Source organism: Streptomyces lavendulae subsp. lavendulae (assembly GCF_002803845.1).
In the GTDB taxonomy this organism is placed as follows: Bacteria; Actinomycetota; Actinomycetes; order Streptomycetales; family Streptomycetaceae; genus Streptomyces; species Streptomyces lavendulae.
In genome coordinates, this window is record NZ_CP024985.1 from 5,575,615 (window position 1) to 5,600,294 (window position 24,680).

The window sequence follows — 24,680 nt, forward strand, 5'->3', positions numbered from 1 at the left end:
GTGTCCGTACGTGAGTTCGTGGTCCTCGGCACCGCCAGCCAGGTCCCCACGCGCCAGCGCAACCACAACGGCTACCTGCTGCGCTGGGACGGCGAGGGCATCCTCTTCGACCCGGGCGAGGGCACGCAGCGCCAGATGCTGCGGGCCGGGGTCGCCGCGCACGACATCAACCGGATCTGCGTCACGCACTTCCACGGGGACCACAGCCTGGGCCTGGCCGGGGTGATCCAGCGGATCAACCTCGACCAGGTCCCGCACCCCGTGACCGCGCACTACCCGGCCTCGGGGCAGAAGTTCTTCGACCGGCTCCGGTACGCGACCGCCTACCGGGAGACCGTCCGGCTCCGGGAGGAGCCGGTCGAGCGGGACGGGACGCTGGCGGACGGGCCCCCGTACGTCCTGGAGGCCCGGCGGCTCTCGCACCCGGTGGAGTCCTTCGGCTACCGGGTGACCGAGCCCGACGGGCGCCGGATGGTGCCGGAGCTGCTCGCCCGGCACGGAATCAAGGGGCCCGACGTGGGCCGGATCCAGCGCGAGGGACGCCTCGGCGAGGTCACCCTCGACCAGGTCAGCGAGCACCGGGCGGGGCAGCGGTTCGCCTTCGTCATGGACACCCGGCTGTGCTCCGGGGTGGACGAGCTGGCGGAGGGCTGCGACATGCTGGTCATCGAGTCGACCTTCCTCGACGCCGACGTCCGGCTGGCCACCGACCACGGGCACCTGACCGCCGGCCAGGCGGCCGGGGTGGCGCGGGACGCGGGCGTGCGGCACCTGGTGCTGACGCACTTCTCCCAGCGGTACTCCGACCCGTCGGAGTTCGAACGCGAGGCCCGTGCGGCGGGCTTCGAGGGTGAGCTGACGATCGCGGCGGACCTGGTGCGGGTCCCGGTGCCGAAGCGTCCGTAGTCCCGCGGCCGTCGCCGGTGCCCGGCCGGAGCGGGAGGTTCCGGCGCGACGGGAAGAGCGTTCTGTGAGTGAGGTGCGTCACACTGGGTTTCGGTCCTGCCCGTCACGGGCAGGGCTGGCAGCTTTCCACCCGTGAACCCGCAAGCAGAAACGACACTTCAGACACCTCAACGGGGAGCACACCGTGACCAGTCGGGACAGCCGCACCAACCGCCCGGGCAAACTGGATCCTCTGGGGCCCTTGCGCGACCCCCAAGAGCCGGGCTGCGACGTCTTCCTGACCGGCACGGTCTTCCTCGACATCATCTTCACCGGACTCGACTCGGCCCCCGTGCGCGGTACGGAGTCCTGGGCGCGCGGCATGGGCTCCAGCCCCGGCGGCGTCGCCAACATGGCCACCGCCCTGGCCCGGCTCGGCCTGCGGACCTCGCTGGCCGCCGCGTTCGGCGACGACCACTACGGCGAGTACTGCTGGGACGCCCTCGAACAGGGCGAGGGCATCGACCTGTCGATGTCGCGGACCGTGCCCGGCTGGCACAGCCCCGTCACCGTCTCGATGGCCTACGAGGGCGAGCGCACGATGGTCTCCCACGGCCACGAGGCCCCGCCCCCCACCGGCCCGGGCCCCTTCCCCTGGTGCCCCCCGAAGGCCCGAGCTGCGGTGGCCTCGCTGGCGGCGGGCCCCGGCGAGGGGTGGGTCGCCGAGGCGGCCCGCCGCGGCTCGCGGATCTTCGCGGACGTGGGCTGGGACGACACCGGCCGCTGGGACCTGGGGACCCTGCCCGACCTGTCCCACTGCGAGGCCTTCCTGCCCAACGCGGGCGAGGCGATGCGCTACACCCGCACCGAGTGTCCGCGCGCCGCGGCCCGGGCCCTCGCGGAGAAGGTGCCGGTCGCGGTGGTGACCATGGGGGCGGAGGGCTCGTACGCGGTGGACAGCCGCACCGGGGAGACGGCCGAGGTCCCCGCGATCACCGTGGACGCCCTGGACCCGACGGGCGCCGGGGACGTGTACGTCGCCGGGTTCGTCACCGGCAGCCTGGCGGGTTGGCCGCTGGCGGACCGGCTCGCCTTCGCCGGTCTGACCGCCGCCCTGTCGGTACAGGAGTTCGGCGGCTCCCTCTCGGCCCCGGGATGGCCCGAGGTGGCCCACTGGTGGCGCACCGCCCCGGAGGCCCTGCGCGGCCGCTACGGCTTCCTCGACGCCCTCGTGCCGCCGGGAGCCGCCCCGTCCCCGCGCCGCCGGGCCGTGCCCACCATCGGCTTCCGCCACCCGGTCCAGTAGCCGTCCGGGGCCGGGCCGGAAAACCCCTCGGGGATGCCCGGGGGTGGACGTACCCTTGGTACTCCGGAGGTCGACGATCGGCGCGGCCCCTCAGCGGGAGGTATGCGCAGGCCACAGTGCCGGCCCATGACTCAGACACCGACAGCCCAGACCCCCGCGCCGGGCCAGGCGCGAGCCCACTTCACCGTACCGGCGACGCACCCGATGGTGACGGTGCTCGGATCGGGCGACGCCCTGCTGCGCGTGATCGAAAAGGCTTTCCCGAAGGCCGACATCCATGTTCGGGGCAATCAGGTCAGCGCGATCGGACCGGCGGTGGAAGTCGCTCTGATCCAGCGCCTGTTCGACGAGATGATGCTCGTGCTGCGCACCGGGCAGTCGATGACGGAGGACGCAGTGGAACGCTCGATCGCCATGCTCAAGGCGAACGGCACCGGTGGTGGCGAGGCGGAGACCCCGGCCGAGGTGCTCACCCAGAACATCCTCTCCAGCCGCGGGCGCACCATCCGTCCCAAGACCCTCAACCAGAAGCGGTACGTCGACGCGATCGACAAGAACACGATCGTCTTCGGCATCGGCCCCGCCGGTACCGGCAAGACCTACCTCGCCATGGCGAAGGCGGTCCAGGCGCTGCAGTCCAAGCAGGTCAGCCGGATCATCCTGACCCGCCCCGCCGTCGAGGCCGGCGAGCGCCTCGGCTTCCTCCCGGGCACCCTCTTCGACAAGATCGACCCGTACCTGCGTCCGCTCTACGACGCCCTGCACGACATGATCGACCCCGACTCGATCCCCCGTCTCATGGCCGCCGGCACCATCGAGGTGGCGCCCCTGGCGTACATGAGGGGCCGCGCCCAGCCGGTCTTCACGAACGTGCTGACGCCGGACGGCTGGCGGCCCATCGGCGATCTCCAGGTGGGTGACCTGGTCGTCGGGTCGAACGGCGAGCCGACCCCGGTCCTGGGGGTGTACCCGCAGGGCGAGAAGGACATCTACCGCGTCACGGCCCAGGACGGGTCCTGGACGCTGTGCTGCGCAGAGCACCTGTGGACCGTCAGGACACGTGACGACAAGCGCCGCGACAAGCCGTGGCGGGTCCTGGAGACCCAGGAGATGATCGGCAACCTCCGTGCGGCGCACGCCCGCCGGTACGAGCTGCCGATGCTCACCGCCCCCGTCGAGTTCCCCGGGCGTGAGGTCCCCATGGACCCGTACGCGCTGGGCCTGCTGCTGGGAGACGGCTGCCTGATCGGCTCCACCACACCCTCCTTCGCCACGGAGGACGAAGAGCTCGTCCGCTTCCTGGAGGCGGCCGTGCCGGGAATCGTGGCGCGCCACAGGGGCGGCCCCGACTACGTCCTGAACAGTGTGAAGTCGCCCGGCGACGTCGTCACCCTGGAGAACCCGGTCACCGGGGTCATGCGGCAATTGGACCTGCTCGGCAGCCGTTCGCACTCGAAGTTCGTGCCGGACGACTACCTGTTCAACACCGCCGAGGTCCGTCTCGCGGTGCTCCAGGGCCTGCTCGACTCCGACGGAGGACCGGTCACCCAGCGTGACCGCACCTGCCGGATCCGGTACTCGACCACGTCGATCGTCCTGCGGGACGACGTGATCGCCCTGGTCCAGTCCCTCGGCGGTGTGGCCCACACCCGGCGCCGGGAGGCCGAGGGGCGTGAACGGGGCACCGCTCTGGGGGTGCACCGCCACGACTCGCACGTCGTCGACATCCGCCTCCCCGAGGGCATCGAGCCCTTCCGTCTCCCCCGCAAGCAGGACGCCTACCACGCGGCCGGGGGCGGCGGGCGACCGATGCGCTTCATCGACTCCATCGAACCCGCGGGCCGCGAGGAGGCGGTGTGCATCCAGGTGGCCGCCGAGGATTCGCTGTACGTCACGCAGGACTACCTGCTGACGCACAACACCCTCAACGAGGCGTTCGTCGTGCTCGACGAGGCGCAGAACACGACCACCGAGCAGATGAAGATGTTCCTCACCCGGCTCGGGTTCGACTCCAAGATCGTGATCACGGGTGACATCACCCAGGTCGACCTGCCCGGCGGGGCCCGCAGCGGGCTGCGGCAGGTGCAGGACATCCTGGAGGGGGTGCCGGACATCCACTTCTCGCGGCTCACGTCGGAGGATGTGGTCCGCCACAAGCTGGTCGGCCGTATCGTCGACGCGTACGAGAAGTACGACGACGCCCATCCGGCCCCGAACGGCCACCAGCGGAAGTAGAGCTCAGCGCACCATGTCGATCGACGTCAACAACGAGTCCGGAACCGAGGTCGACGAGCAGGCGATCCTCGACATCGCCCGCTACGCGCTCACCCGGATGCGGATCCACCCGCTGTCCGAGCTCTCCGTCATCGTCATCGACGAGGACGCCATGGAGCAGCTCCACATCCAGTGGATGGACCTGCCCGGTCCGACCGACGTCATGTCCTTCCCGATGGACGAGCTCCGTCCGCCGTCGAAGGACGAGGAGGAGCCCCCGCAGGGGCTCCTCGGCGACATCGTGCTGTGCCCCGAGGTCGCGAAGAAGCAGGGCGAGGAAGCCCCGACGCAGCACTCCATGGACGAGGAGCTCCAGCTCCTGACCGTCCACGGGGTGCTGCACCTGCTCGGCTACGACCACGAGGAGCCGGACGAGAAGGCCGAGATGTTCGGCCTCCAGGCGGCCATCGTCGACGGCTGGCGCGGTGAGCGCGGCATGACCGGTCCCTCGCCGGCGCCCACCGTCTCGTGACCGCCCCCCAGCTGATCACCGGCGCGGTCCTGCTGGTCGTGGTGGCCTGGTTCGCGGCGTGCGCCGAGTCCGGCATCGCCCGCATCTCCGGATTCCGCGCCGAGCAGGCCGTACGGGAAGGCCGGCGCGGGAGCGCCAAGCTTGCCCAGGTGGCCGGGGACCCGACCCGCTACCTGAACGTGGCGCTGCTGGTCCGGGTGACCTGCGAGATGGCGGCGGGCGTGCTCGTCACGTACGTGTGCCTCGACGCGTTCGGGGAGAACTGGACCGCGCTGCTCGTGGCCATCGGGGTCATGGTCCTCGTGTCCTTCGTGGCGGTGGGGGTGTCCCCGCGCACCATCGGCCGCCAGCACCCGCTGAACACGGCGACGGCCGCGGCCTACGTGCTGGTGCCGCTGGCGCGGGTGATGGGTCCGGTCCCGCAGTTGCTGATCCTGATCGGCAACGCGCTCACGCCGGGGAAGGGCTTCCGCAAGGGGCCGTTCGCCTCCGAGGCCGAGCTGCGCGCGATGGTGGACCTCGCGGAGAAGGAGTCGCTGATCGAGGACGAGGAGCGCCGGATGGTGCACCAGGTCTTCGAGCTCGGGGACACCCTCGTGCGCGAGGTGATGGTGCCGCGCACCGATCTGGTGTGCATCGAGCGGTACAAGACGATCCGTCAGGCGACCACGCTCGCCCTGCGGTCGGGCTTCTCGCGGATCCCGGTCACGGGGGAGAACGAGGACGACATCGTCGGCATCGTGTACCTGAAGGACCTCGTCCGCCGGACGCACATCAGCCGCGACGCGGAGAGCGACCTGGTCTCCACGGCGATGCGGCCGGCGGTGTTCGTGCCGGACACGAAGAACGCGGGGGACCTGCTGCGCGAGATGCAGTCGGTCCGCAACCACGTGGCCGTGGTCATCGACGAGTACGGCGGTACCGCCGGCATCGTGACCATCGAGGACATCCTGGAGGAGATCGTCGGGGAGATCACCGACGAGTACGACCGGGAGATCCCGCCGGTGGAGGAGCTGGGCGACGACCGCTACCGGGTCACGGCCCGGCTCGACATCACCGACCTCGGCGAGCTGTTCGGGGTGGAGGCCTTCGACGACGAGGACGTGGAGACGGTCGGCGGGCTGCTGGCGAAGGCGCTGGGGCGGGTTCCGATCGCCGGTGCGTCGTCGGTGGTGGAGCTGCCGGACGGGCGTCCGCTGCGGATGACGGCGGAGTCGCCGGCCGGCCGGCGCAACAAGATCGTGACGGTGCTGGTGGAGCCCGTGCCGCCGGTGGCGGCGGCGGACGGCGAGGAGGACGGATGACCCCGGCGGAGCTGCGTGCCTTCTGTCTGGACTTCAACGCGGCGGTCGAGGAGTTCCCCTTCACTCCGGAGACCTCGGTGTTCAAGGTGATGGGGAAGATGTTCGCGCTGTCGGCGCTGGACGCCGAGCCGCTGAAGGTCAACCTCAAGTGCGATCCGGAGGAGGCCCTGCGCCAGCGTGCGGAGCACGCGGCGATCGCTCCGGGCTGGCACATGAACAAACGGCACTGGAACACGGTGACCGTCGCGGAGCTGCCGGACGCGCTGGTGCGGGAGCTGGTGGAGGACTCGTACGACCTGGTCGTGGCGGGTCTGCCGAAGGCGGAGCGGCTGCGGCTCGACCGGCCCTGAGCGGGGCGCCGGGAGGGTTCCGGAAAGGGAATCCAAAGGGTCCAAGGTCATGTGAAGCCGGGACCTTTGGATCGCAGGAAACGCTTAGTTGCAGCTTAGGTTTGTCCTGGCCCCGGGGGGACGGGGGACGAACCGGGGCGCGGAGGGGAGAGCGTCCCGGCGGGGTCGTCGTACGGCCGCGCCGGGGCGCTCCCTATGCTTTCGACCATGAGCGAGAGCACCGTGGACACCGGGATCGACCCCGAGGACAGCAAGATCATCACGCTGGCGCGCAGCGCCCGGGCCCGCAACGGGGTCCCGGAGGGCGCGGCGGTCCGCGACGAGACCGGCCGTACGTACGTCGCCGGCACCGTGGAGCTGGAGTCCCTGAAGCTGAGCGCCCTGCAGACGGCGGTCGCCATGGCGGTGGCCAGCGGCGCCCGGTCCCTGGAGGCGGCGGCCGTGGTGAGCGCGGCCGACGCGCCCGCCGAAGCCGACCGTGCGGCGGTCCGCGACCTCGGCGGGCCGGCCACCCCCGTCCTGCTGGCCGGCCCGGACGGCACCCTGAAGTCGACCACCCCCGCCGGGGCCTGACCGCCCGCCGGTAATCCGGTGGCCCTGCGTCCGCGGCCGGTGTGTGATGGCCCGATGGGTGAGGACGTACGGGAAACGGTGGACCGGCGCGACGACCCGCGGGGGGTGACCCCCTGGGACCGGGCCCCGTGGCGCGCCGCCGCCCTCGCGTGGGCCGGGAGCGCGCTCGCCGCGCACGGCCTGCGGGAGACGGGGGAGCGGCGGGTCCGGCTGCGGCCGTGGTCCGTGCTGGCCCGGATCTCCGTCGAGGACGGCGAACCCGTCTGGTTCAAGGCGAACCCGCCCGCCAGCGCCTTCGAGGCCGGGCTGACCGAGGCCCTCTCGCGCTGGCCCCCGCCCACGGGCTGCGGCCCCTGGCCGTGGACCCCGCCCGGGGCTGGTCGCTGCTGCCGGACGGCGGACCGCTCTTCCGGGACGTCCTGGACGCCGGCCCCGCCGACCCGCGGGCCTGGGAGGTCCCGCTGGCCCGGTACGCCGAACTCCAGCGGGACCTGACGCCGCGCACCGCGGAGATCGAGGCCCTCGGCGTGCCCGCCGCCCGGACCGCCGGACTTCCGGAGGTCTTCGACCGGCTGGTCGCCGCGAACACCGCCCTGGACGGGGACGGCCGCCGGGCGCTGCGGGCCCTGCGGCCCCGGCTCGCCGACTGGTGCGCCGAGCTCGCGGACGCGGGCGTCGCGGACTGCCTCGACCACGCGGACCTGCACGAGGGGCAGCTCTTCGCCCCGGCGCCGGACCGGTTCACCTTCTTCGACTGGGGCGACGCCTCCGTCACCCACCCGTTCTGCGGGCTGCTCGTCCCCCTGCGGGCGGCGCGGGCGCGCTACGGGCCCACGGTGCTGCCCCGGCTGCGGGACGCCTACCTGGAGCCGTGGGGCGGCGCGGGGGCCGACGCCGCCGGCCTGCGCCGCGCGGCGAGCCTGGCCCTGCGGCTCGGGGCCATCGGCCGGGCCGGGGCCTGGGCCCGGCTCTTCCCCGAGGCCCCGGCGGCCGGGGCCGGCTCCGGGGCCGCCGACAGCGCCCGCTGGCTGCGCGAACTGCTCACGGAGCCACTGCTGTAGCCGCCGGGGCGGGGCGCCGGATGACCATCGCCATCAGGGCGGCCATGGCGCACAGGCCGCCCGCCGCGTACCAGACGAGGTCGTAGGAGCCGAAGGCGTCGCGGGCCAGGCCGCCGAGGAAGGCCACCAGCGCCGCGCCCACCTGGTGGGAGGCCAGCACCCAGCCGAAGACGATCGCGCTGTCCTCCCCGTAGTGCTCGCGGCACAGGGCGATGGTGGGCGGGACGGTGGCGACCCAGTCCAGGCCGTAGAAGACGATGAAGAAGACCATCGGCGGGTGCACGGACGGCGCCAGCAGCAGCGGCAGGAACAGCAGGGACACCCCGCGCAGGGCGTAGTACACGGCCAGCAGGCGGCGGGGCGCGAAGCGGTCGGTGAACCAGCCGGAGGCGATGGTCCCGAGCACGTCGAACACGCCGATCACCGCCAGCAGTCCGGCGGCCGCCGTCACCGGCATCCCGTGGTCGTGGGCGGCGGGCACGAAGTGGGTCTTGACCAGGCCGTTGGTGGAGGCGCCGCAGATCGCGAAGGTGCCCGCGAGCAGCCAGAACGGTCCCGTGCGGGCCGCCCGGAAGAGCACGGCGAGGGCCCGCCGCGCCGCGCCCGGGACCGGCGCGGGCTTGTCGGTGTACGTGCCGCCGTAGGGGGCGAGGCCCACGTCGGCGGGGTGGTCGCGCAGCAGCAGCCAGACGAAGGGGACGACGGACAGGGCCGCGAGGGACACGGTCACGGCGGCCGGGCGCCAGCCGTGGTGCTCCACCAGCCAGGACAGCAGCGGCAGGAAGATCAGCTGGCCGGAGGCGCCCGCGGCGGTCAGGATGCCGGTGACCAGGCCGCGCCGGGCGGTGAACCAGCGGTTGGTCACGGTCGCCGCGAAGGCGAGGGCCATCGAGCCGCTGCCCAGGCCCACGAGCACGCCCCAGTACAGCACCAGTTGCCAGGACGCGGTCATCCACACGGTGGCCAGGGAGCCGCCGGCTATGACGGTCAGGGCGAGGGCGACGACCCGGCGGATGCCGAAACGGTCCATCAGGGCGGCGGCGAAGGGCGCGGTGAGCCCGTAGAGCGCGAGGTTGACGGAGACCGCGAAGCCGATCGTGCCCCGCGACCAGTCGAACTCCGCGTGCAACGGCTCGATGAGCAGCCCGGGGAGGGAGGCGAAGGCGGCCGCGCCGATGACCGTCACGAAGGCGACGGCCGCGGCGGACCAGGCGCGGTGGATGCGTCCGGCCCGCCGGGGGGCGGGCGCGCGGGTCGTGGAGGGGGGTGCTGTCTGCGTCACGCCGACAGCTTCCGGCCTGCGGGGTCCCGGCGACAGTGGCCTGACCGACACGGTTCGCTACGATCGGGCCATGGCCATGGAACCGAGCCCCCGGACCCACCGCGTCGTCGTCCTCGCGCTCACCGGGCTGCTGCCCTTCGAGCTCGGCATCCCGCACCGGATCTTCGGCCGTGCGTGGGACCCGGCAGGACGGCCCCTGTACACGGTCCTGACCTGCGGGACCGCGCCCGGACCGGTGCGCACGGACGCCGATTTCGCCATCCACGTGGAACACGGCCCGGAGCTGCTGGCGACGGCCGACACGGTCGTGGTCCCCGCCTCGCACGAGCTGGGGCCGGTGCACTCCGAGGGCCGGCTGACCGAGGAGCTCGCCGCCGCCCTCGCGCACGTCCGGCCGGGCACCCGGATGGTGTCCATCTGCACCGGCGGCTACGTCCTGGCCGCCGCCGGTTACCTGGACGGCCGCCCGGCCACCACCCACTGGGCCTGGGCCGAGCACTTCCAGCGGACGTTCCCCCGGGTGCGGGTGGACGCGGGCGTGCTCTACACCGACGACGGGGACGTGCTGACCTCGGCCGGGGTCGCCGCGGGCATCGACCTGTGCCTGCACATCGTGCGCCGCGACCACGGCGCGGCCGTCGCCAACGACACCGCCCGGCGGACCGTCGTGCCGCCCCACCGGGAGGGCGGACAGGCGCAGTTCGTCGCCCGGCCGGTGCCCGAGCCGCAGCAGGCCAGTACCTCGGCGGCGCGCGCCTGGGTGCTGGACCGGCTGCACGAGCCGCTGCGGCTGGGCGACCTCGCCCGGCAGGAGGCCATGTCGGTACGGACCTTCACGCGCCGTTTCCGTGAGGAGTCCGGGGTCAGCCCGGGCGAGTGGATCACCGCCCAGCGGGTGGAGCGGGCCCGGCGGCTGCTGGAGCGCACCGAGCTGCCGATGGAGGAGGTGGCGCGGGAGACGGGCTTCGGTACGGCCCAGTCGCTGCGCAAGCACGTCCAGGCGGCGCTGGGGGTGAGCCCGACGGCCTACCGGCGCACCTTCCGGGCGGCGGAGGCGGCCCCGCGGGCGCCCGGGAAGGCGGCGGTGCCGGACACGGTGCCATATCCTGATGGGCCATCAGTTGCTGCCGGGTCCGTGCATTGACTTCTCCCGCCGCCCGCTCGTGAATGGCCCCCTGTCCGGGCGGCGGAACGGGGCGACGGGACGCGGGGGGCTCAGTTGCGAACAGGCGCACGCAGCAGGGGATGGCGGGCGGTCGTCGGCATGGCCGTGCTCGCGGCCGCGAGCGGGGGAGCGCTGGGCGCTCCGGCGGCCGCCGTGGAGGACACACCCCCGGGGCAGGTGGAGTTCCCCGCGCACTGCCTGCCGCCCCAGGAGGCCGGGCTGCCGCCCGCCGACGGCCCCGCCACGGCCCGGATCACCGTCGACGACCCCGCACCGCGCGTCGGCGACACCGTGACCGTCACCTACCGGGTGGCCCGGTCCCCCGCCGTGAACCCGCTGTCCGTCCCGCTGCCCGCCGACGTGCTGACCCCGGCCGGGACGGTCGTGCTCGGCGGCGCGCAGAGCGGCGAGGTCACCGTGGTCGGCGCCAAGCGCAACGAGCCCGTGCCGGCGGGGGCCGCCCTGCCCGACGTCACCATGACCGGCACCTTCACCGTCACCTCCCCGGGCGCCATCACCCTCGCCCCCGGCCCCTACACCCTCCACACCGGCCACCTCCTCGACCTGGACACCGTCTGCGCGGTCACCGGCGCACCCGTCTCGGAGCGCCTCACCGCCACCGCGCTGCCCACCGCCAACCTGCGCCGCGTCCTGCCGGGCTCCGGCTACGGGGCCCCCGGCGCCCGCGTCACCGTCACCGGGGCGGGCTTCGCCCCGGGCGCCGCCGTGACCGTGACGGGCCGCGCGGGCGCCGCCGAGACCGCCGACCGGGTGGCGGTCACCGCGGACGCGCACGGGGAGGTCACCGCGCTGCTGCCCGTCACGGACCGGGCGACGACGGCGGTGGTGGCGTACGAGGGTCCGGCCTGGTCGGCGCAGCGGGGCACGGGCCCGGCCGCGTACACGGTGGTCGAGCCGGCCGTGACGCCGCCCGGCACCCAGCGGCTGACGGCGACCGTCGAGCCGGGCGCCCTCGCCATGACCCAGACGGGTGACGCGGTGACCCTGGGCGCGGTCCCGTACGGGGACGGCGGCGCGGCCCCCGGCCGGATCGGCACGGTCACCGTCAAGGACGCCCGCGGCGGGCCGGCGGGGTGGTCGCTGGTCGGCCGGGTCGGCGACTTCGCGGGCCCCGGCGGTACGCGCATCCCGGGCGGCTCCCTCTCCTGGACCCCCTCCTGCACGGCCGCGCCGGGCAGCCCCAGCCCCTGCGCGCCGGGCAGCCCGGGTCCGGTCGGCCCGGACGGCGCGGTCCTGGCCTCCACCGCCGACGCCCCCCTGACCGGGGGCACCTTCACCATCGACGCCACGGTCGCCCTGCGGGTCCCCGCCTACACCCCGCCGGGGGCGTACACGGCGGTGCTGACCCTGACCCTGTCGTGATCCGGACCGCGGCCGCCGCCCTGGCCGCGGCGGCGCTCGCGCTGGCCGCGCTGCTGGCCCCCGCCCGCCCGGCGGCAGCCGCCGACAACGGGCAGTGGTCCGTGCTGCCCGTCGCCACCGCCGCCGGGCAGCGCCCGTACTTCTACCTCGCCGCCTCCCCGGGCGGGACCGTCCGGGACACCGTCACCGTCGCCAACCGCACCGACCGGCCGCGCACCTTCCGGCTCTACGCCGCCGACGCCCACAACACCGCCCGCGACGGCGGGTTCGCCCTGCGCGGCCCCGACGAACCGCGCGGCGCCCCCGCGGCGTGGGTGCGGCTGGAGCGGGACCGGGTCACCGTGCCGGCCCGGGGGACGGTGGACGTCGGCTTCGAGCTGAGCGTCCCCGACCGGGCCGAACCGGGGGACCACCCGGGCGCCCTCGTGGCCCTGGAGGACGCCCCGGCCGCCGCCGCGGGCACCGCCCCGGGCATCGGGATCCGGCAGGCCGTCGGGGCCCGGCTCTACCTGCGGGTCGCCGGGCCCACCGCGCCCGCCCTCGCGGTCGAGGACGTCACCGCCGTCGCCGCCGCGGGAACCGGCGCGGAGGTCTCGTACACCCTGCACAACCTCGGCAACGTCACCCTGCGGCCCCGCGCCGCCCTCACCGCCACCGGCGCCCTCGGCCGGCCCCTGCTGCACCGCGCGCTCACGGGCCTGCCGCCCGAGCTGCTGCCCGGTCAGCGGGTCCGCCTCGGCACCCGCTGGGACGGGCCGCCGCCGCTGGAGTGGACCCGGCTGACGGTGCGCGCCGAAGCCTCCGGGGTCACCGCCGCCGGCGGCGCCGACCACGCCGCGCACCCCCTGCTCGTACCCGCTCTGGCGCTCGCCCTGACCCTCGCGGCGGTGGCCTGGTCGGCGCTGGGAGCGGCATCGGGGAGAATGGCCCGTATGAGCGATCGTTCCCCCGAGCCCACCGCCCCGCACCGCGCGGGCTTCGCCTGTTTCGTCGGCCGTCCCAACGCGGGCAAGTCGACCCTGACCAACGCGCTCGTGGGCACCAAGGTCGCGATCACCTCCAACCGGCCGCAGACCACCCGCCACACCGTCCGCGGCATCGTGCACCGCCCCGACGCCCAGCTGGTGCTGGTGGACACCCCCGGGCTGCACAAGCCGCGCACCCTGCTCGGCGAGCGGCTGAACGACGTCGTGCGCACCACGTGGGCCGAGGTCGACGTCATCGGCTTCTGCCTGCCCGCCGACCAGAAGCTCGGTCCCGGTGACAAGTTCATCGCCAAGGAACTCGCGGCGATCAAGAAGACCCCCAAGATCGCCATCGTGACCAAGACCGACCTGGTCGAGTCGAAGGCCCTGGCCGAGCAGCTCCTGGCCATCCACCAGCTGGGCGCGGAACTCGGCATCGAGTGGGCCGAGATCGTCCCCGTCTCGGCGGTCGGCGACAACCAGGTCCAGCTGCTGGCCGACCTGATCGCCCCGCTGCTGCCCGAGAGCCCCCCGCTCTACCCGGAGGGCGACCTCACCGACGAGCCCGAGATGGTGATGGTCGCGGAGCTGATCCGCGAGGCCGCCCTCGAAGGCGTGCGCGACGAGCTCCCGCACTCCATCGCGGTCGTGGTCGAGGAGATGATCCCGCGGGAGAACCGGCCCGCGGACCGGCCGCTGCTCGACATCCACGCCAACGTCTACATCGAGCGCCCCAGCCAGAAGGGCATCATCATCGGCCCCAAGGGCTCGCGCCTGAAGGAGGTCGGCATGAAGTCGCGCAAGCACATCGAGGCGCTGCTCGGCACCCCGGTCTTCCTCGACCTGCACGTGAAGGTCGCCAAGGACTGGCAGCGCGACCCCAAGCAGCTGCGCAAGCTCGGCTTCTAGACCAGGCGCCGGACCTTCACCGCGTTGTCCGTACGGGTCCCGGGCGTGCCGTCGGGCATGTCCTGGGCCCGTTCGTGCTCCTCGGCCAGCAGCACCTCCCAGGCCCCCTCGGGCAGCTCCAGCTCCGCCACGACCTGCTCGGGGGTGGGGAAGCGCACCGCGCGCCGGAGCTCGTCCATGGCCGCGGTGTCCTGCCAGGGCGCCCAGCCCGCGTGGCCGGCCACCAGCAGCACCCCGCCGGGGGCCACGGCCGCGGCGGCCGTCCGCAGGACCCGCTCGCGCGGAAACTCCCCGACGGTGTGCAGGAAGCAGGCGCAGACCAGGTCGAACTCCCCGTCCGGGAAGGACTCGGCCAGGTCGTGCCGCTCCCACCGCACCCGGTCGGCGACCCCGGCCCCGGCGGCGTGCGCGGCCGCCCGCTCCAGGGCCACGCCGGAGATGTCGGTCCCGGTCACCCGCCAGCCGCGCCGGGCCAGCCAGATCGCGTCGCCGCCCTCGCCGCAGCCCAGGTCCAGGGCCCGGCCCGGGGCCAGATCCGCGGTCTCCCGGACCAGGACGGCGTTGGCGGCCCCGCTCCAGATCCGCTCGCTCCCGCGGTAGCGGTCGTCCCAGTACGCGCGGCCGGAGCCGCTGTCGGGGGTGTGCTGCCGTTCGCGCTGCTGCTCGTGCTGCTGCTCGTGCGTCTGGTGGTCGGCCACGGGGCCTCCTCGGTGGTGCCGTCAGGGACACCGGCGATGCTGCGCCCGGCGGGGCGCGGCGGCAAACATCGTTGCCGTTCCGGCAACACGCGGCCCGTCCCGCCCCGCCGGGCGCACCGTCAGGCCTCCCGCGCGGCAGGTTCCGCGATCAGGGCCGTGCCCACGCGGCGGAAGCCGGCCCGGCCGTAGATCCGGGCCACGTCCTCGTCGCCGGCCGACAGGAACACGGTCCGGGCGCCCCGCTCCAGCGCGTGCGCCACCAGGGCCGCCGTCACCGCGAGGGCCAGCCCCTGGCGGCGGGCGGCGGGCAGCGTGCCGACGCCGACGATCTCCGCCACCTCGCCGACCGGGTTGTACTGGCCGGAGCAGAGCACCACGCCGTCGCGCACCGCCGCGGCCATGCCGGTACGGCCGTCCGCGAGCATGCCGGAGACGTGGGCCCGGCGGGCTTCGGTCCCCGGGTCCTCCAGGGCCGCCGCCAGCTCGGCGGTCCCGGCCTCGCCCAGGGCCGTCCCCGGTGCGGCGAAGGCCAGCGCGGGCACGGTCACCGCGGCCCGCAGCAGCGGGTCGCCGGCGCCCAGCAGCCGTACGTCGGGGTGCGGGGGCAGGGGCTGCGCACCCGCGTCCAGCACCATCAGAGGGTGGGCGTGGACGTGGAGCCCGGCCGCCTCCACGGCGGTCCGCAAGGAAGGGCTGGTTTCGGCCACCCATTCGAAGGCCTCGGGCACCCCCAGCTCCCGCTGTCTCTCCAGCACCTTCCGTACGTCCTCGGCGCCCACCTCGGCGGGGCCGCCGAGCGCGGGCCGCGCGTAGTAGGGCCAGCCCTCGCCCTCCTGGACGAAGAGGGTCAGCGGACCGAAGTCCTCGCCGCGCGCGCCGCCCACGCGGGGGACGGTGTCGTAGTACCGCTCCAGGGCGGCCAAGATCGTTTCGCTCATCCGGCCATCCAAGCAAAACCGCCCCGTCGGGTCACCCGCTTTGCGGAGCCCCGCCCGGCCGTCCGCCGCGGCCGGCCCCGCTCAGGCGCCCTCCTTCAGCACCCGGACGATCAGGCTCCGCTGGGCGTCCGAGAGGTGCGGGTCCTGACAGGACACCGTCCGCCCGTCCACCGTGATCCGGTACGAGAACCCGTCGCGCACCCCCGCCGAACCCCGCCCGGCGGCCGGGTCGGGCCGCAGCGCCAGCAGGGCCAGCGCCTTCAGTTCCTCCTCGTCGGGCCGGTCCGAGGTGTCCACCTCGGCCCGGCGCTCGATCCCGGCGAAACCGCCCGTCCGCACCACTTCGATCCGCATGCGGCCTTCTTACCCCAGGAGGGCCCGCTACCCCAGACCGACGGCCGACCACGCCTTCTGGAGGGCCTGGTGCTCGGCGCCGCCCTCCCCGTAGCGGGCGACGGCCGCCGCCGTGGACAGCCGCGCGAAGGCCGCGAAGTCGGCCCGCGCCTCCAGCTGTCCGCCCGTGAGGGCGTCGTACCAGATCTGCCCGGCCCGCTCCCAGGCCTTGCCGCCGAGCTCGCTCGCCACGATGTAGAAGGCGTGGTTGGGGATGCCGGAGTTGATGTGGACCCCGCCGTTGTCGCGCGAGGTGGTGACGTAGCCGTCCATCGTGGCGGGCTGGGGGTCCTTGCCGAGCTCGTCGTCGTCGTACGCCGTGCCGGGCGCCTTCATCGAGCGCAGCGCGACCCCGGTCACGTTCGGGCCGAGCAGCCCGGCGCCGATCAGCCAGTCCGCCTCGTCGGCGTTCTGGCCGAGGGAGTACTGCTTGATCAGCGAGCCGAACACGTCGGACATCGACTCGTTGAGGGCCCCGGACTGGCCGTGGTAGTCGAGGTTGGCCGTGTACTGGGTGACCCCGTGGGTCAGCTCGTGCCCGATCACGTCCACCGACACGGTGAAGTCGAGGAACAGATCGCCGTCGCCGTCGCCGAAGACCATCTGCTGCCCGTCCCAGAAGGCGTTGTTGTAGTCCTGGCCGTAGTGCACGCTCGCGTCCAGCGGGAGCCCCGAGCCGTCGATCGAGCGCCGCCCGAACCCCTTGAGGAACAGGTCGTACGTCGCCCCCAGCCCGGAGTAGGCGCGGTTCACGGTGGCGTCCTTGCTCGGCTCGGCCCCCTCCGCGCGGACCTTCTTGCCGGGCAGCCGGGTGCGGTGCTGGGAGTCGTAGATCGTCCGCCGGGGCCCGTCGGCCGCGGGCGCCTCCGGCGCGGGCGGGGCGATCCCCCGGACGGCGCTGATCCGGCGCCGGGTCCGCAGGGAGGCGTCCAGCTCCAGGGTGCGCTGCGCGGCGTCGGCGCGGGCGGAGTCCGCGGACCGGGCGGCCCGGTCGAGCAGGTGCGGCGGCACGACGGTGCAGAAGACGGGGTGGAGGCGGGCGTGGTCAGGGGTGTGGGAGGCATCCATGCCGGAAATGTGGCAGTGGGTCACCCCGATGTCACTAGCCGCAACCATGATTCATTCGACTGTCTGAAAGCCGTCATGCCGCGTTGACGGATCCGCCGGACCTCACAGGAGAGACCGAGGTATAACTCACAAAGGGTGCAAATCGGACGTGCGGGTCTTGCATACTGAAACAGGTCCTCGCGATACGGCGCGGCTCGGCTAGGCTCGGCCCATCATGCGTTTCGGGCTGCTTCTCCTTAGCTGCCGCGGCGAGGGTCTGTAGTCGTAGGCCGACCCCCTCCCCGCGGAGTTTGGTGTTGCGGTTTTCACTACCGCCGTCGGCCGTCCCAGCGAACTACACGCGGACACGCGAGGAGCCCAACGCCATGAGCCAGCAGCCTTTTGTCGGTCGCCCCACGCCCATCACGAACGCGACCCACTCCCAGAAGCCCTCCGGCATGCCGATCCACAAGTACGGCCGGTACGAGCAGGTGGACATCCCCGACCGCACCTGGCCGGACGCCCGCGTCACCAAGGCCCCCCGCTGGCTCTCCACCGACCTGCGCGACGGCAACCAGTCGCTGATCGACCCGATGACCCCCGCCCGCAAGCGCGAGATGTTCGACCTGCTGGTGCGCATGGGCTACAAGGAGATCGAGGTCGGCTTCCCCTCCTCCGGCGAGACCGACTTCGCCTTCGTCCGCTCGATCATCGAAGAGGGCGCGATCCCGGACGACGTCACCATCTCCGTACTGACCCAGGCCCGCGAGGACCTGATCGAGCGGACCGTGGAGTCGCTGGTCGGCGCCAAGCGCGCCACCGTGCACCTGTACAACGCCACCGCCCCCACCTTCCGCCGCGTGGTCTTCCGCGGCTCGAAGGAGCAGATCAAGCAGATCGCCGTCGACGGCACCCGCCTGGTCATGGAGTACGCCGAGAAGCTGCTGGGCCCCGAGACCACCTTCGGCTACCAGTACAGCCCGGAGATCTTCACCGACACCGAGCTGGACTTCGCCCTGGAGGTCTGCGAGGCCGTCTGCGACGTCTGGCAGCCGGCCGAGGGCCGCGAGATCATCCTGAACCTGCCCGCCACCGTGGAGCGCTCGACGCCGTCCACCCACGCGGACCGCTTCGAGTGGATGGCCCGCAACCTGACCCGCCGCGAGCACATCTGCATCTCCGTGCACCCCCACAACGACCGCGGCACCGCCGTCGCCGCCGCCGAGCTGGCCCTGATGGCCGGCGCCGACCGCATCGAGGGCTGCCTGTTCGGGCAGGGCGAGCGCACCGGCAACGTCGACCTGATCACGCTGGGCATGAACCTGTTCTCCCAGGGCATCGACCCGCAGATCGACTTCTCGCAGATCGACGAGATCCGTCGCACCAGCGAGTACTGCAACCAGATGGAGGTCCACCCGCGCCACCCCTACGCGGGCGACCTGGTCTACACCGCCTTCTCCGGCTCCCACCAGGACGCCATCAAGAAGGGCTTCGACGCCATGGAGGCCGACGCGGCCGCCCGGGGCAAGACCGTCGACGACATCGAGTGGGCCGTGCCGTACCTGCCCATCGACCCGAAGGACGTCGGCCGTTCCTACGAGGCGGTCATCCGCGTCAACTCGCAGTCCGGCAAGGGCGGCATCGCCTACGTCCTGAAGAACGACCACAAGCTGGACCTGCCGCGCCGCATGCAGATCGAGTTCTCCCGGATCATCCAGGCCAAGACCGACGCCGAGGGCGGCGAGGTCACGCCGAAGGCCATCTGGGACGTGTTCTCCGACGAGTACCTGCCCAACCCCGAGAACCCGTGGGGCCGCATCCAGCTGCGCTCCGGCTCGACCGCCACCGACAAGGACGGCACCGACACGCTGACCGTCGAGGCGGTCGTGGACGGCGTGGAGACGGTCCTGAACGGCACCGGCAACGGTCCGATCTCGGCCTTCTTCGACGCGCTGGCCGGCATCGGCGTCGACGCCCGCCTGCTGGACTACACCGAGCACACCATGAGCGAGGGCGCCTCCGCCGTGGCCGCCTCGTACATCGAGTGCGCGATCGACGGCCGCGTCCTGTGGGGCATCGGCATCGACGCCAACACCACCCGCGCCTCCCTGAAGGCGGTCATCTCCGCCGTCAACCGCGCGGGCCGCTGACACCCCGTACGACCCTCGTACGAGAACCCCGCCCCCCGCCGCAGCGCGGGGGCGGGGTTCCGCCGTTCCGGGAGCCGCGGGGACCCTCAGCGGGCCAGGTAGCCGCCGTCGACCGGGAGGACCGCGCCGGTCACGAAGGACGCCGCGTCCGAGGCGAGGAACGCGATGACCCGGGCCACCTCCTCCGGCTCGCCCAGCCGCCCCATCGGATGGGCGGCGGTCACCTCGGCCAGGTACTCCGGCCCGCCCGGCTCGTCCGCCAGCGCGATCACCCGCTCCGTGCGGATGGTTCCGGGTGCCACCGCGTTGACGCGGATCCCGTGCGCCGCCCACTCCACCGCCAGGTGCTTGGTCAGCCCGGAGGCCACGAACTTCGCGGGCCCGTACGCCGCCTGGCGGGCCTGCCCGGCCACTCCCGAGATCGAGGACACGCACACCAGCGCCCCGCCGGGACGGGGCTGCGCGATCATCGCCTCGATGGCGTACTTGCAGGTCAGGAACATCCCCCGGCCGTCGACGGCCATCACGTGGTCCCAGTCCTCGGGACTGGTCTCCCGTACGTCCGAGAGAGGGAGCACCCCGGCGTTCGCCACGGCGACGTCGAGGCGGCCGTAGGCGCCGACCGCCGCCTCGACCATCGCGCGGTTGGCCGCGGGATCGGACACGTCGCCGGTGACGACCGTGATGCCCCGGCCCTCACCGGCCAGTTCCGCGCGCAGGGACTCCAGGCCGCCGGCGTTGACGTCGGCGGCGGTCAGCCGGGCCCCCGAGCGGGCCAGCAGCAGGGACGTGGCCCGGCCGATGCCGCTCGCGGCACCGGTGACCAGACAGGACTTCTCGTTCATGGCGCCGAGGGTAGGGACTGCGGGAAGGCCCCGGGGGCGCACACGGCGGCGGGGGCGCAACTCGGCCAACTGCGCGCCCCCGTCCCATGTTGTCTTGTCACACGACTGACGCATCCTCACCGATGTGGCTAACATCACGCCAACCCGGCGATGTTGCCGGAAGGTGACGGAGGTGCGACGTGCTGCCAGTTCGGGGTGGGGACGGCCGGAAGCTGACGGCCTGGGGCATCCGTACCACCTGGAGCACCGTGGGCGACGGGGAGTTCTTCTGCCCCGGCTGCGGCGGTGACCGCAACTACCGCCGGCGCACCGGGCGCCGCCGCTTCACCGTGCTCGGAGTGCCGCTGCTGCCGCGCGGGGACGCGGGGCCCGTCGTCGAGTGCCAGGCCTGCCGGGACCGCTTCGACACCGACGTGCTCGACCACCTCACCACCACCCGCTTCTCCGCCCTGCTGCGCGACGCCGCGCACACGGTGGCCCTCGCCGTACTGGCGGCCGGCGGTACCTCCTCGCGCAGCGCGCTGGAGGCCGCCGTGACGGCCGTACGGACCGCCGGGTTCCAGGACTGCACCGAGGAGCAGCTGGAGTCCATGGTGGAGGCCCTGGCCACCGACGAGGGCCGGCTCGGGCTCTACGACGGGCCCGAGTGCTGCGGGGCCGCCCTGTCGATAGAGCTCCACGAGGCGCTGGAACCGCTGGCCCCGCACCTGGCCGGACCGGGCCGCGCATCGGTCCTGCTCCAGGGCGCCCGGATCGCCCTCGCGGACGGGCCGTACATCCCGGCCGAGCGCGAGGTGCTGGCCACCGTCGGCGCCGCGCTGCGCATGGACGCGGACGAGGTGGCCCGGCTGCTGTCGGCGGTGCGGGCGCCGTAGCGCACGCGCGTACGAGGGCCAGGGCCCGGCCGGGGCTGCCCCGGCCGGGCCCCCGTGCGTTCCGGGGCCCGCGGAGGGCCCCACGGCGGGCTCCGGCGGCCCCGGAGGAGGTAACGATCCGGCCTCACGGCGGTGAACCGGGGCCCCACGGGATCCGTGCCACGGGGTGGAAGTGCTCCCTCCTCATCCGGCCATCCAGCATGCGGACGGCCGAAATCATGCGCTCCCCTTTGCCGCGCCGAAGCCCCTCGCCGACGTCCGGGCACGTCAGAGGCCGTGCGCTTCGCTGCCGCACGGTCGCGGCGGGGCTTTGCGGAGCCCGGGGCCTTACCTCCGTCGCCACGCTCGCACCATTGGCGGAACCTCCAGATCGGCCGTCCCGGGACGTCAACACTTTGTAGAAGTCGACGATATGTGTGAGCACTTCCACAGGCGTTCAATTCCGGTCACACGACGAGACGCCGCCGGAAACACAGCGGGGCTTCGATCTCCGTGTTCCCCCTGACGACCCCGGCGGACCAACGGGTTAGCGACCCACTCCGACCAGGGACAACCAGCTTCCTCTCAATTACCTACCTTTGAAGGGCAAGGCAGAGATGGCACGTGTCGCCGCCCGGCTTTCCGTCAACGGAGAGCAGAGCTCGCACCCGGTCGACGAGGTGCTCCCCCTCCCCAAGCTCGCGCTGTACGGCTTCCAGCACGTACTCGCCTTCTACGCCGGCGCGGTGATCGTCCCGATCATCGTCGGCAGCGCACTGAAGCTGAGCCCGGAACAGCTGGTCTACCTGATCAACGCGGATCTCTTCACCTGCGGCATCGCCTCGATCATCCAGGCCTGGGGCATCGGCCGGGTCGGCGCGCGGCTCCCGCTGATCCAGGGCGTGACCTTCACGGCGGTCTCGCCGATGATCGCCATCGGCCTCGGCGCCGGCGGCGGCACCGCCGCCCTGCTGGTCATCTACGGCGCCGTCATCACGGCGGGTCTGGCCACCTTCGCCTTCGCCTGGCTGCCCGCCAAGGCGTTCCGCGCGGTCATGCGGCTCTTCCCGCCGGTGGTCACCGGCACGGTCATCACGGTCCTCGGCATCGTCCTGATCCCGGTCGGCCTCAAGGACGCGGCCGGCGGCGCCCCGACGATCGCCGACGGCGGCGTCCCCACGCAGCTGGCCTACGCCGGCGCCACCATGCTCTTCATCCTCGTCCTGATGAAGTTCGGCGGACCGTTCCTGCGCAGCATCAGCATCCTGCTCGGCCTGGTCGGCGGCACCGCGGCGGCCTTCCTCCTCGGCGACGCGAAGTTCGCCAGCGTCGGGCAGTCCGACTGGATCGGCGTCACCACGCCCTTCCACTTCGGCGCCCCGAAGTTCGAATGGTTCCCGGTCCTCCTCATGCTGATCGTCATGCTGATCACCATGGTCGAGACCACCGGTGACACGTACGCGGTCGGCGACATCGTCGGCAAGGAGGTCGACAGCGAGACCGTGGCCCGGGCCCTGCGTGCCGACGGCGCCGCCACCGCCCTGGGCGGCATCCTGAACTCCTTCCCCTACGTGGCCTTCGCCGAGAACGTCGGCCTGGTGCGGATGACCAAGGTCAAGAGCCGCTTCGTGGTCGTGGCCGCCGGCGCCTTCATGATCGTGCTCGGCCTGATCCCCAAGGCCGCCGCGATCGTCGCCTCCGTCCCGCCGGGCGTCCTGGGCGGCGCCGCCACCGTGATGTTCGGCATGGTCGCCCTGGCCGGTATCCAGACCCTCGCCAAGGTGGACCTCAAGGAGGAGAAGAACGCCCTGATCGTCGGCGTCTCGCTGGCCTTCGCGCTCTTCCCCGCCACGGTTCCGGCCTACTTCGACAAGCACGTCGGCCCGGACGTCTCCTCGCTCCTCAACAGTGGTGTCACCCTCGGTGCCACGGCCGCCATCCTCCTCAACCTGGTCTTCAACGGCCTGGCCAAGGACGAGGCCCGGTCCGCCCCGCCGGCCGGGCCGGCCGCCCCGCCGGTCGAGCTGCCCGCCCAGCCGGTGGCGGCCCCGGCCGGGGCCGAGAAGGCCGAGAAGGCCGAGAAGGCCGAGAAGGCCGTGACGGCCGACGGGGCCGGAACCACCGCCCCCTGATCCTCCCAAGGGGTGCCGCCCCCGCCCGGACCACGGTCCCGGCGGGGGCGAGCGCTGTCCCCGGACGGGGTCGCGCACAGGCGACAATGGGCGCATGAGTCTGTTCCGCGACGACGGCATCGTGCTGCGCACCCAGAAGCTGGGTGAGGCGGACCGCATCATCACGCTGCTCACCCGCGGTCACGGCCGCGTACGGGCCGTCGCCCGCGGGGTGCGCCGTACGAAGTCCAAGTTCGGCGCCGGGCTGGAACCTTTCTCCCACGCCGACGTGCAGTTCTTCGCCCGCGGCAGCGAGCTGATCGGCCGCAGCCTGCCGCTGTGCACCCAGACCGAGATCATCGCCCCCTACGGCAACGGCATCGTCACCGACTACGCCCGCTACACCGCCGGCACCGCGATGCTGGAGACCGCCGAACGCTTCACCGAGAACGAGGGCGAACCCTCCGTCCAGCAGTACCTGCTGCTGGTCGGCGCCCTGCGCACCCTCGCACGCGGCGAACACGAACCCCACCTCATCCTCGACGCCTTCCTGCTGCGCTCCCTCGCCGTCAACGGCTACGCGCCCAGCTTCGAGGACTGCGCGAAGTGCGGGATCCACGGCCCCAACCGGCACTTCTCCGTCGCCGCGGGCGGGGTCATATGCGCGGACTGCCGCGTCCCCGGCTCCGTCGTACCCTCGTCGGAGGCCATCGCCCTGCTCAGCGCGCTGCTGACGGGAGACTGGAAACACGCGGACGCCTGCGAGGCGCGCCACGTGCGGGAGGGCAGCGGGCTGGTCTCGGCCTATTTGCACTGGCATCTGGAGCGCGGGCTACGCTCCCTGCGATACGTCGAGAAATAGGAGCTGGGCACATGGCACGACGCGGGATTCTGGGACGCTCTCGCCGCGAGTACAAGGTTCCCGAGCCGCACCCGTCCGGTGCGCGCCCGCCGAAGATCCCCGGTGAGCTGGTCCCGAACCACGTCGCCGTCGTCATGGACGGCAACGGCCGCTGGGCCAAGGAGCGCGGCCTGCCGCGCACCGAGGGCCACAAGGTGGGTGAGGGCGTCGTGCTCGACGTGCTCAAGGGCTGCCTGGAGATGGGCGTCAAGAACCTCTCCCTGTACGCCTTCTCGACGGAGAACTGGAAGCGTTCGCCCGACGAGGTCCGCTTCCTGATGAACTTCAACCGCGACGTCATCCGCCGCCGCCGCGACGAGATGAACGAGCTCGGCATCCGGATCCGCTGGGTCGGCCGCATGCCGAAGATGTGGAAGTCCGTCGTCCAGGAGCTCCAGATCGCCCAGGAGCAGACCGTCGACAACGACGCGATGACCCTGTACTTCTGCGTGAACTACGGCGGCCGGGCGGAGATCGCCGACGCGGCGCAGGCGATCGCCCGTGACGTGGCCGCCGGCCGGCTGGACCCGTCGAAGGTCAACGAGAAGACCTTCGCGAAGTACATCTACTACCCGGACATGCCGGACGTGGACCTGTTCCTGCGTCCCAGCGGCGAGCAGCGCACCTCCAACTACCTGCTCTGGCAGAGCGCGTACGCCGAGATGGTCTTCCAGGACGTGCTGTGGCCGGACTTCGACCGCCGCAACCTCTGGGCGGCCTGCCTGGAGTACGCCCAGCGCGACCGCCGCTTCGGCGGCGCCGTCCCGAACCAGCCCGAGGGCTCCGGGAGCTGACCCCTCCGTTAGGCTCCGCC

General features: G+C 73.0%; 21 protein-coding genes and 1 pseudogene. 16 read left to right on the top strand and 6 right to left on the bottom strand.

Annotation, left to right across the window (positions count from 1 at the left end; translation table 11 throughout):
* From SLAV_RS24725 to SLAV_RS24760, 8 genes and pseudogenes are all read left to right on the top strand, one after another.
* Entirely contained in the window at positions 1–906 is a 906-nt protein-coding gene (locus SLAV_RS24725) for a ribonuclease Z (protein WP_030226957.1), read from the top strand.
* Between the two features lie 184 nt (positions 907–1,090).
* The gene (locus SLAV_RS24730) at positions 1,091–2,191 is read left to right on the top strand and encodes a carbohydrate kinase family protein (protein WP_030226960.1); all 1,101 of its coding nucleotides are present in this window, start codon (positions 1,091–1,093) and stop codon (positions 2,189–2,191) included.
* A 126-nt stretch (positions 2,192–2,317) separates the two neighbouring features.
* Positions 2,318–4,426, top strand: a complete 2,109-nt coding sequence (locus SLAV_RS24735) for a PhoH family protein (RefSeq protein ID WP_030226962.1) — start codon at positions 2,318–2,320, stop codon at positions 4,424–4,426.
* Positions 4,427–4,439: 13 nt separating this feature from the next.
* Positions 4,440–4,937 carry an rRNA maturation RNase YbeY gene (ybeY, locus tag SLAV_RS24740; RefSeq protein ID WP_030226964.1) on the top strand — a complete coding sequence of 166 codons (498 nt, stop codon included), beginning with the start codon at positions 4,440–4,442 and terminating at the stop codon, positions 4,935–4,937.
* Positions 4,934–6,241 carry a hemolysin family protein gene (locus SLAV_RS24745; RefSeq protein WP_030226965.1) on the top strand — a complete coding sequence of 436 codons (1,308 nt, stop codon included), beginning with the start codon at positions 4,934–4,936 and terminating at the stop codon, positions 6,239–6,241. The genes ybeY and SLAV_RS24745 overlap by 4 nt, the downstream gene beginning before the upstream one ends.
* Entirely contained in the window at positions 6,238–6,591 is a 354-nt protein-coding gene (locus SLAV_RS24750) for an MmcQ/YjbR family DNA-binding protein (RefSeq protein ID WP_030226968.1), read from the top strand. The genes SLAV_RS24745 and SLAV_RS24750 overlap by 4 nt, the downstream gene beginning before the upstream one ends.
* 195 nt (positions 6,592–6,786) lie before the next feature.
* A complete protein-coding gene (locus SLAV_RS24755; protein WP_030226970.1) occupies positions 6,787–7,164 on the top strand; it encodes a cytidine deaminase-like protein in 378 nt (125 codons plus the stop codon).
* A 54-nt stretch (positions 7,165–7,218) separates the two neighbouring features.
* Positions 7,219–8,225 (top strand): annotated as a pseudogene (locus SLAV_RS24760) (aminoglycoside phosphotransferase family protein).
* Here the strand turns inward: SLAV_RS24760 and SLAV_RS24765 are convergent.
* Positions 8,206–9,507 (bottom strand): MFS transporter, encoded by a 1,302-nt coding sequence (locus SLAV_RS24765; RefSeq protein ID WP_030226973.1) that lies wholly within the window; start codon positions 9,505–9,507, stop codon positions 8,206–8,208. The pseudogene SLAV_RS24760 and the gene SLAV_RS24765 overlap by 20 nt on opposite strands.
* Positions 9,508–9,577: 70 nt before the next feature.
* Between SLAV_RS24765 and SLAV_RS24770 the strand changes: the two genes are divergently transcribed.
* The 3 genes from SLAV_RS24770 to era all read left to right on the top strand — a co-directional run bounded on the left by SLAV_RS24770 (position 9,578) and on the right by era (position 13,929).
* A complete protein-coding gene (locus SLAV_RS24770; RefSeq protein WP_078950176.1) occupies positions 9,578–10,651 on the top strand; it encodes a GlxA family transcriptional regulator in 1,074 nt (357 codons plus the stop codon).
* 120 nt (positions 10,652–10,771) lie between these two features.
* Entirely contained in the window at positions 10,772–12,055 is a 1,284-nt protein-coding gene (locus tag SLAV_RS24775; RefSeq protein WP_037686548.1) for a beta-xylosidase, read from the top strand.
* A gap of 923 nt (positions 12,056–12,978) precedes the next feature.
* Positions 12,979–13,929, top strand: a complete 951-nt coding sequence (gene era / locus SLAV_RS24780; RefSeq protein WP_373913591.1) for a GTPase Era — start codon at positions 12,979–12,981, stop codon at positions 13,927–13,929.
* On the opposite strand, the gene SLAV_RS24785 is transcribed toward era, so the two are convergent.
* From SLAV_RS24785 to SLAV_RS24800, 4 genes are all read right to left on the bottom strand, one after another.
* Positions 13,926–14,627, bottom strand: a complete 702-nt coding sequence (locus SLAV_RS24785; protein ID WP_030226989.1) for an SAM-dependent methyltransferase — start codon at positions 14,625–14,627, stop codon at positions 13,926–13,928. The genes era and SLAV_RS24785 overlap by 4 nt on opposite strands.
* A gap of 119 nt (positions 14,628–14,746) precedes the next feature.
* Positions 14,747–15,565, bottom strand: a complete 819-nt coding sequence (locus tag SLAV_RS24790) for a GNAT family N-acetyltransferase (RefSeq protein ID WP_030226991.1) — start codon at positions 15,563–15,565, stop codon at positions 14,747–14,749.
* 81 nt (positions 15,566–15,646) lie between these two features.
* On the bottom strand, positions 15,647–15,919 hold the full coding sequence (locus SLAV_RS24795) for a protealysin inhibitor emfourin (protein WP_030226993.1): 273 nt from the start codon (positions 15,917–15,919) through the stop codon (positions 15,647–15,649).
* Between the two features lie 27 nt (positions 15,920–15,946).
* Positions 15,947–17,026, bottom strand: coding sequence for a M4 family metallopeptidase (locus tag SLAV_RS24800; protein ID WP_030226999.1), 1,080 nt, complete (start codon positions 17,024–17,026; stop codon positions 15,947–15,949).
* Positions 17,027–17,391: 365 nt separating this feature from the next.
* On the opposite strand from SLAV_RS24800, the gene leuA reads away from it, so the two are divergent.
* On the top strand, positions 17,392–19,155 hold the full coding sequence (gene leuA / locus SLAV_RS24805) for a 2-isopropylmalate synthase (protein ID WP_030227001.1): 1,764 nt from the start codon (positions 17,392–17,394) through the stop codon (positions 19,153–19,155).
* A gap of 86 nt (positions 19,156–19,241) precedes the next feature.
* On the opposite strand, the gene SLAV_RS24810 is transcribed toward leuA, so the two are convergent.
* Complete coding sequence (locus SLAV_RS24810; RefSeq protein WP_030227002.1) at positions 19,242–20,000, bottom strand: SDR family NAD(P)-dependent oxidoreductase; 759 nt, start codon at positions 19,998–20,000, stop codon at positions 19,242–19,244.
* A 179-nt stretch (positions 20,001–20,179) separates the two neighbouring features.
* Between SLAV_RS24810 and SLAV_RS24815 the strand changes: the two genes are divergently transcribed.
* The 4 genes from SLAV_RS24815 to SLAV_RS24830 all read left to right on the top strand — a co-directional run bounded on the left by SLAV_RS24815 (position 20,180) and on the right by SLAV_RS24830 (position 24,660).
* Positions 20,180–20,875, top strand: coding sequence for a TerB family tellurite resistance protein (locus SLAV_RS24815; protein ID WP_030227010.1), 696 nt, complete (start codon positions 20,180–20,182; stop codon positions 20,873–20,875).
* 596 nt (positions 20,876–21,471) lie between these two features.
* Positions 21,472–22,986, top strand: coding sequence for a nucleobase:cation symporter-2 family protein (locus SLAV_RS24820; RefSeq protein ID WP_078950177.1), 1,515 nt, complete (start codon positions 21,472–21,474; stop codon positions 22,984–22,986).
* Between the two features lie 94 nt (positions 22,987–23,080).
* On the top strand, positions 23,081–23,827 hold the full coding sequence (recO, locus tag SLAV_RS24825; RefSeq protein ID WP_030227013.1) for a DNA repair protein RecO: 747 nt from the start codon (positions 23,081–23,083) through the stop codon (positions 23,825–23,827).
* A gap of 11 nt (positions 23,828–23,838) precedes the next feature.
* On the top strand, positions 23,839–24,660 hold the full coding sequence (locus tag SLAV_RS24830) for an isoprenyl transferase (protein ID WP_030227016.1): 822 nt from the start codon (positions 23,839–23,841) through the stop codon (positions 24,658–24,660).
* Positions 24,661–24,680: the final 20 nt, after the last annotated feature.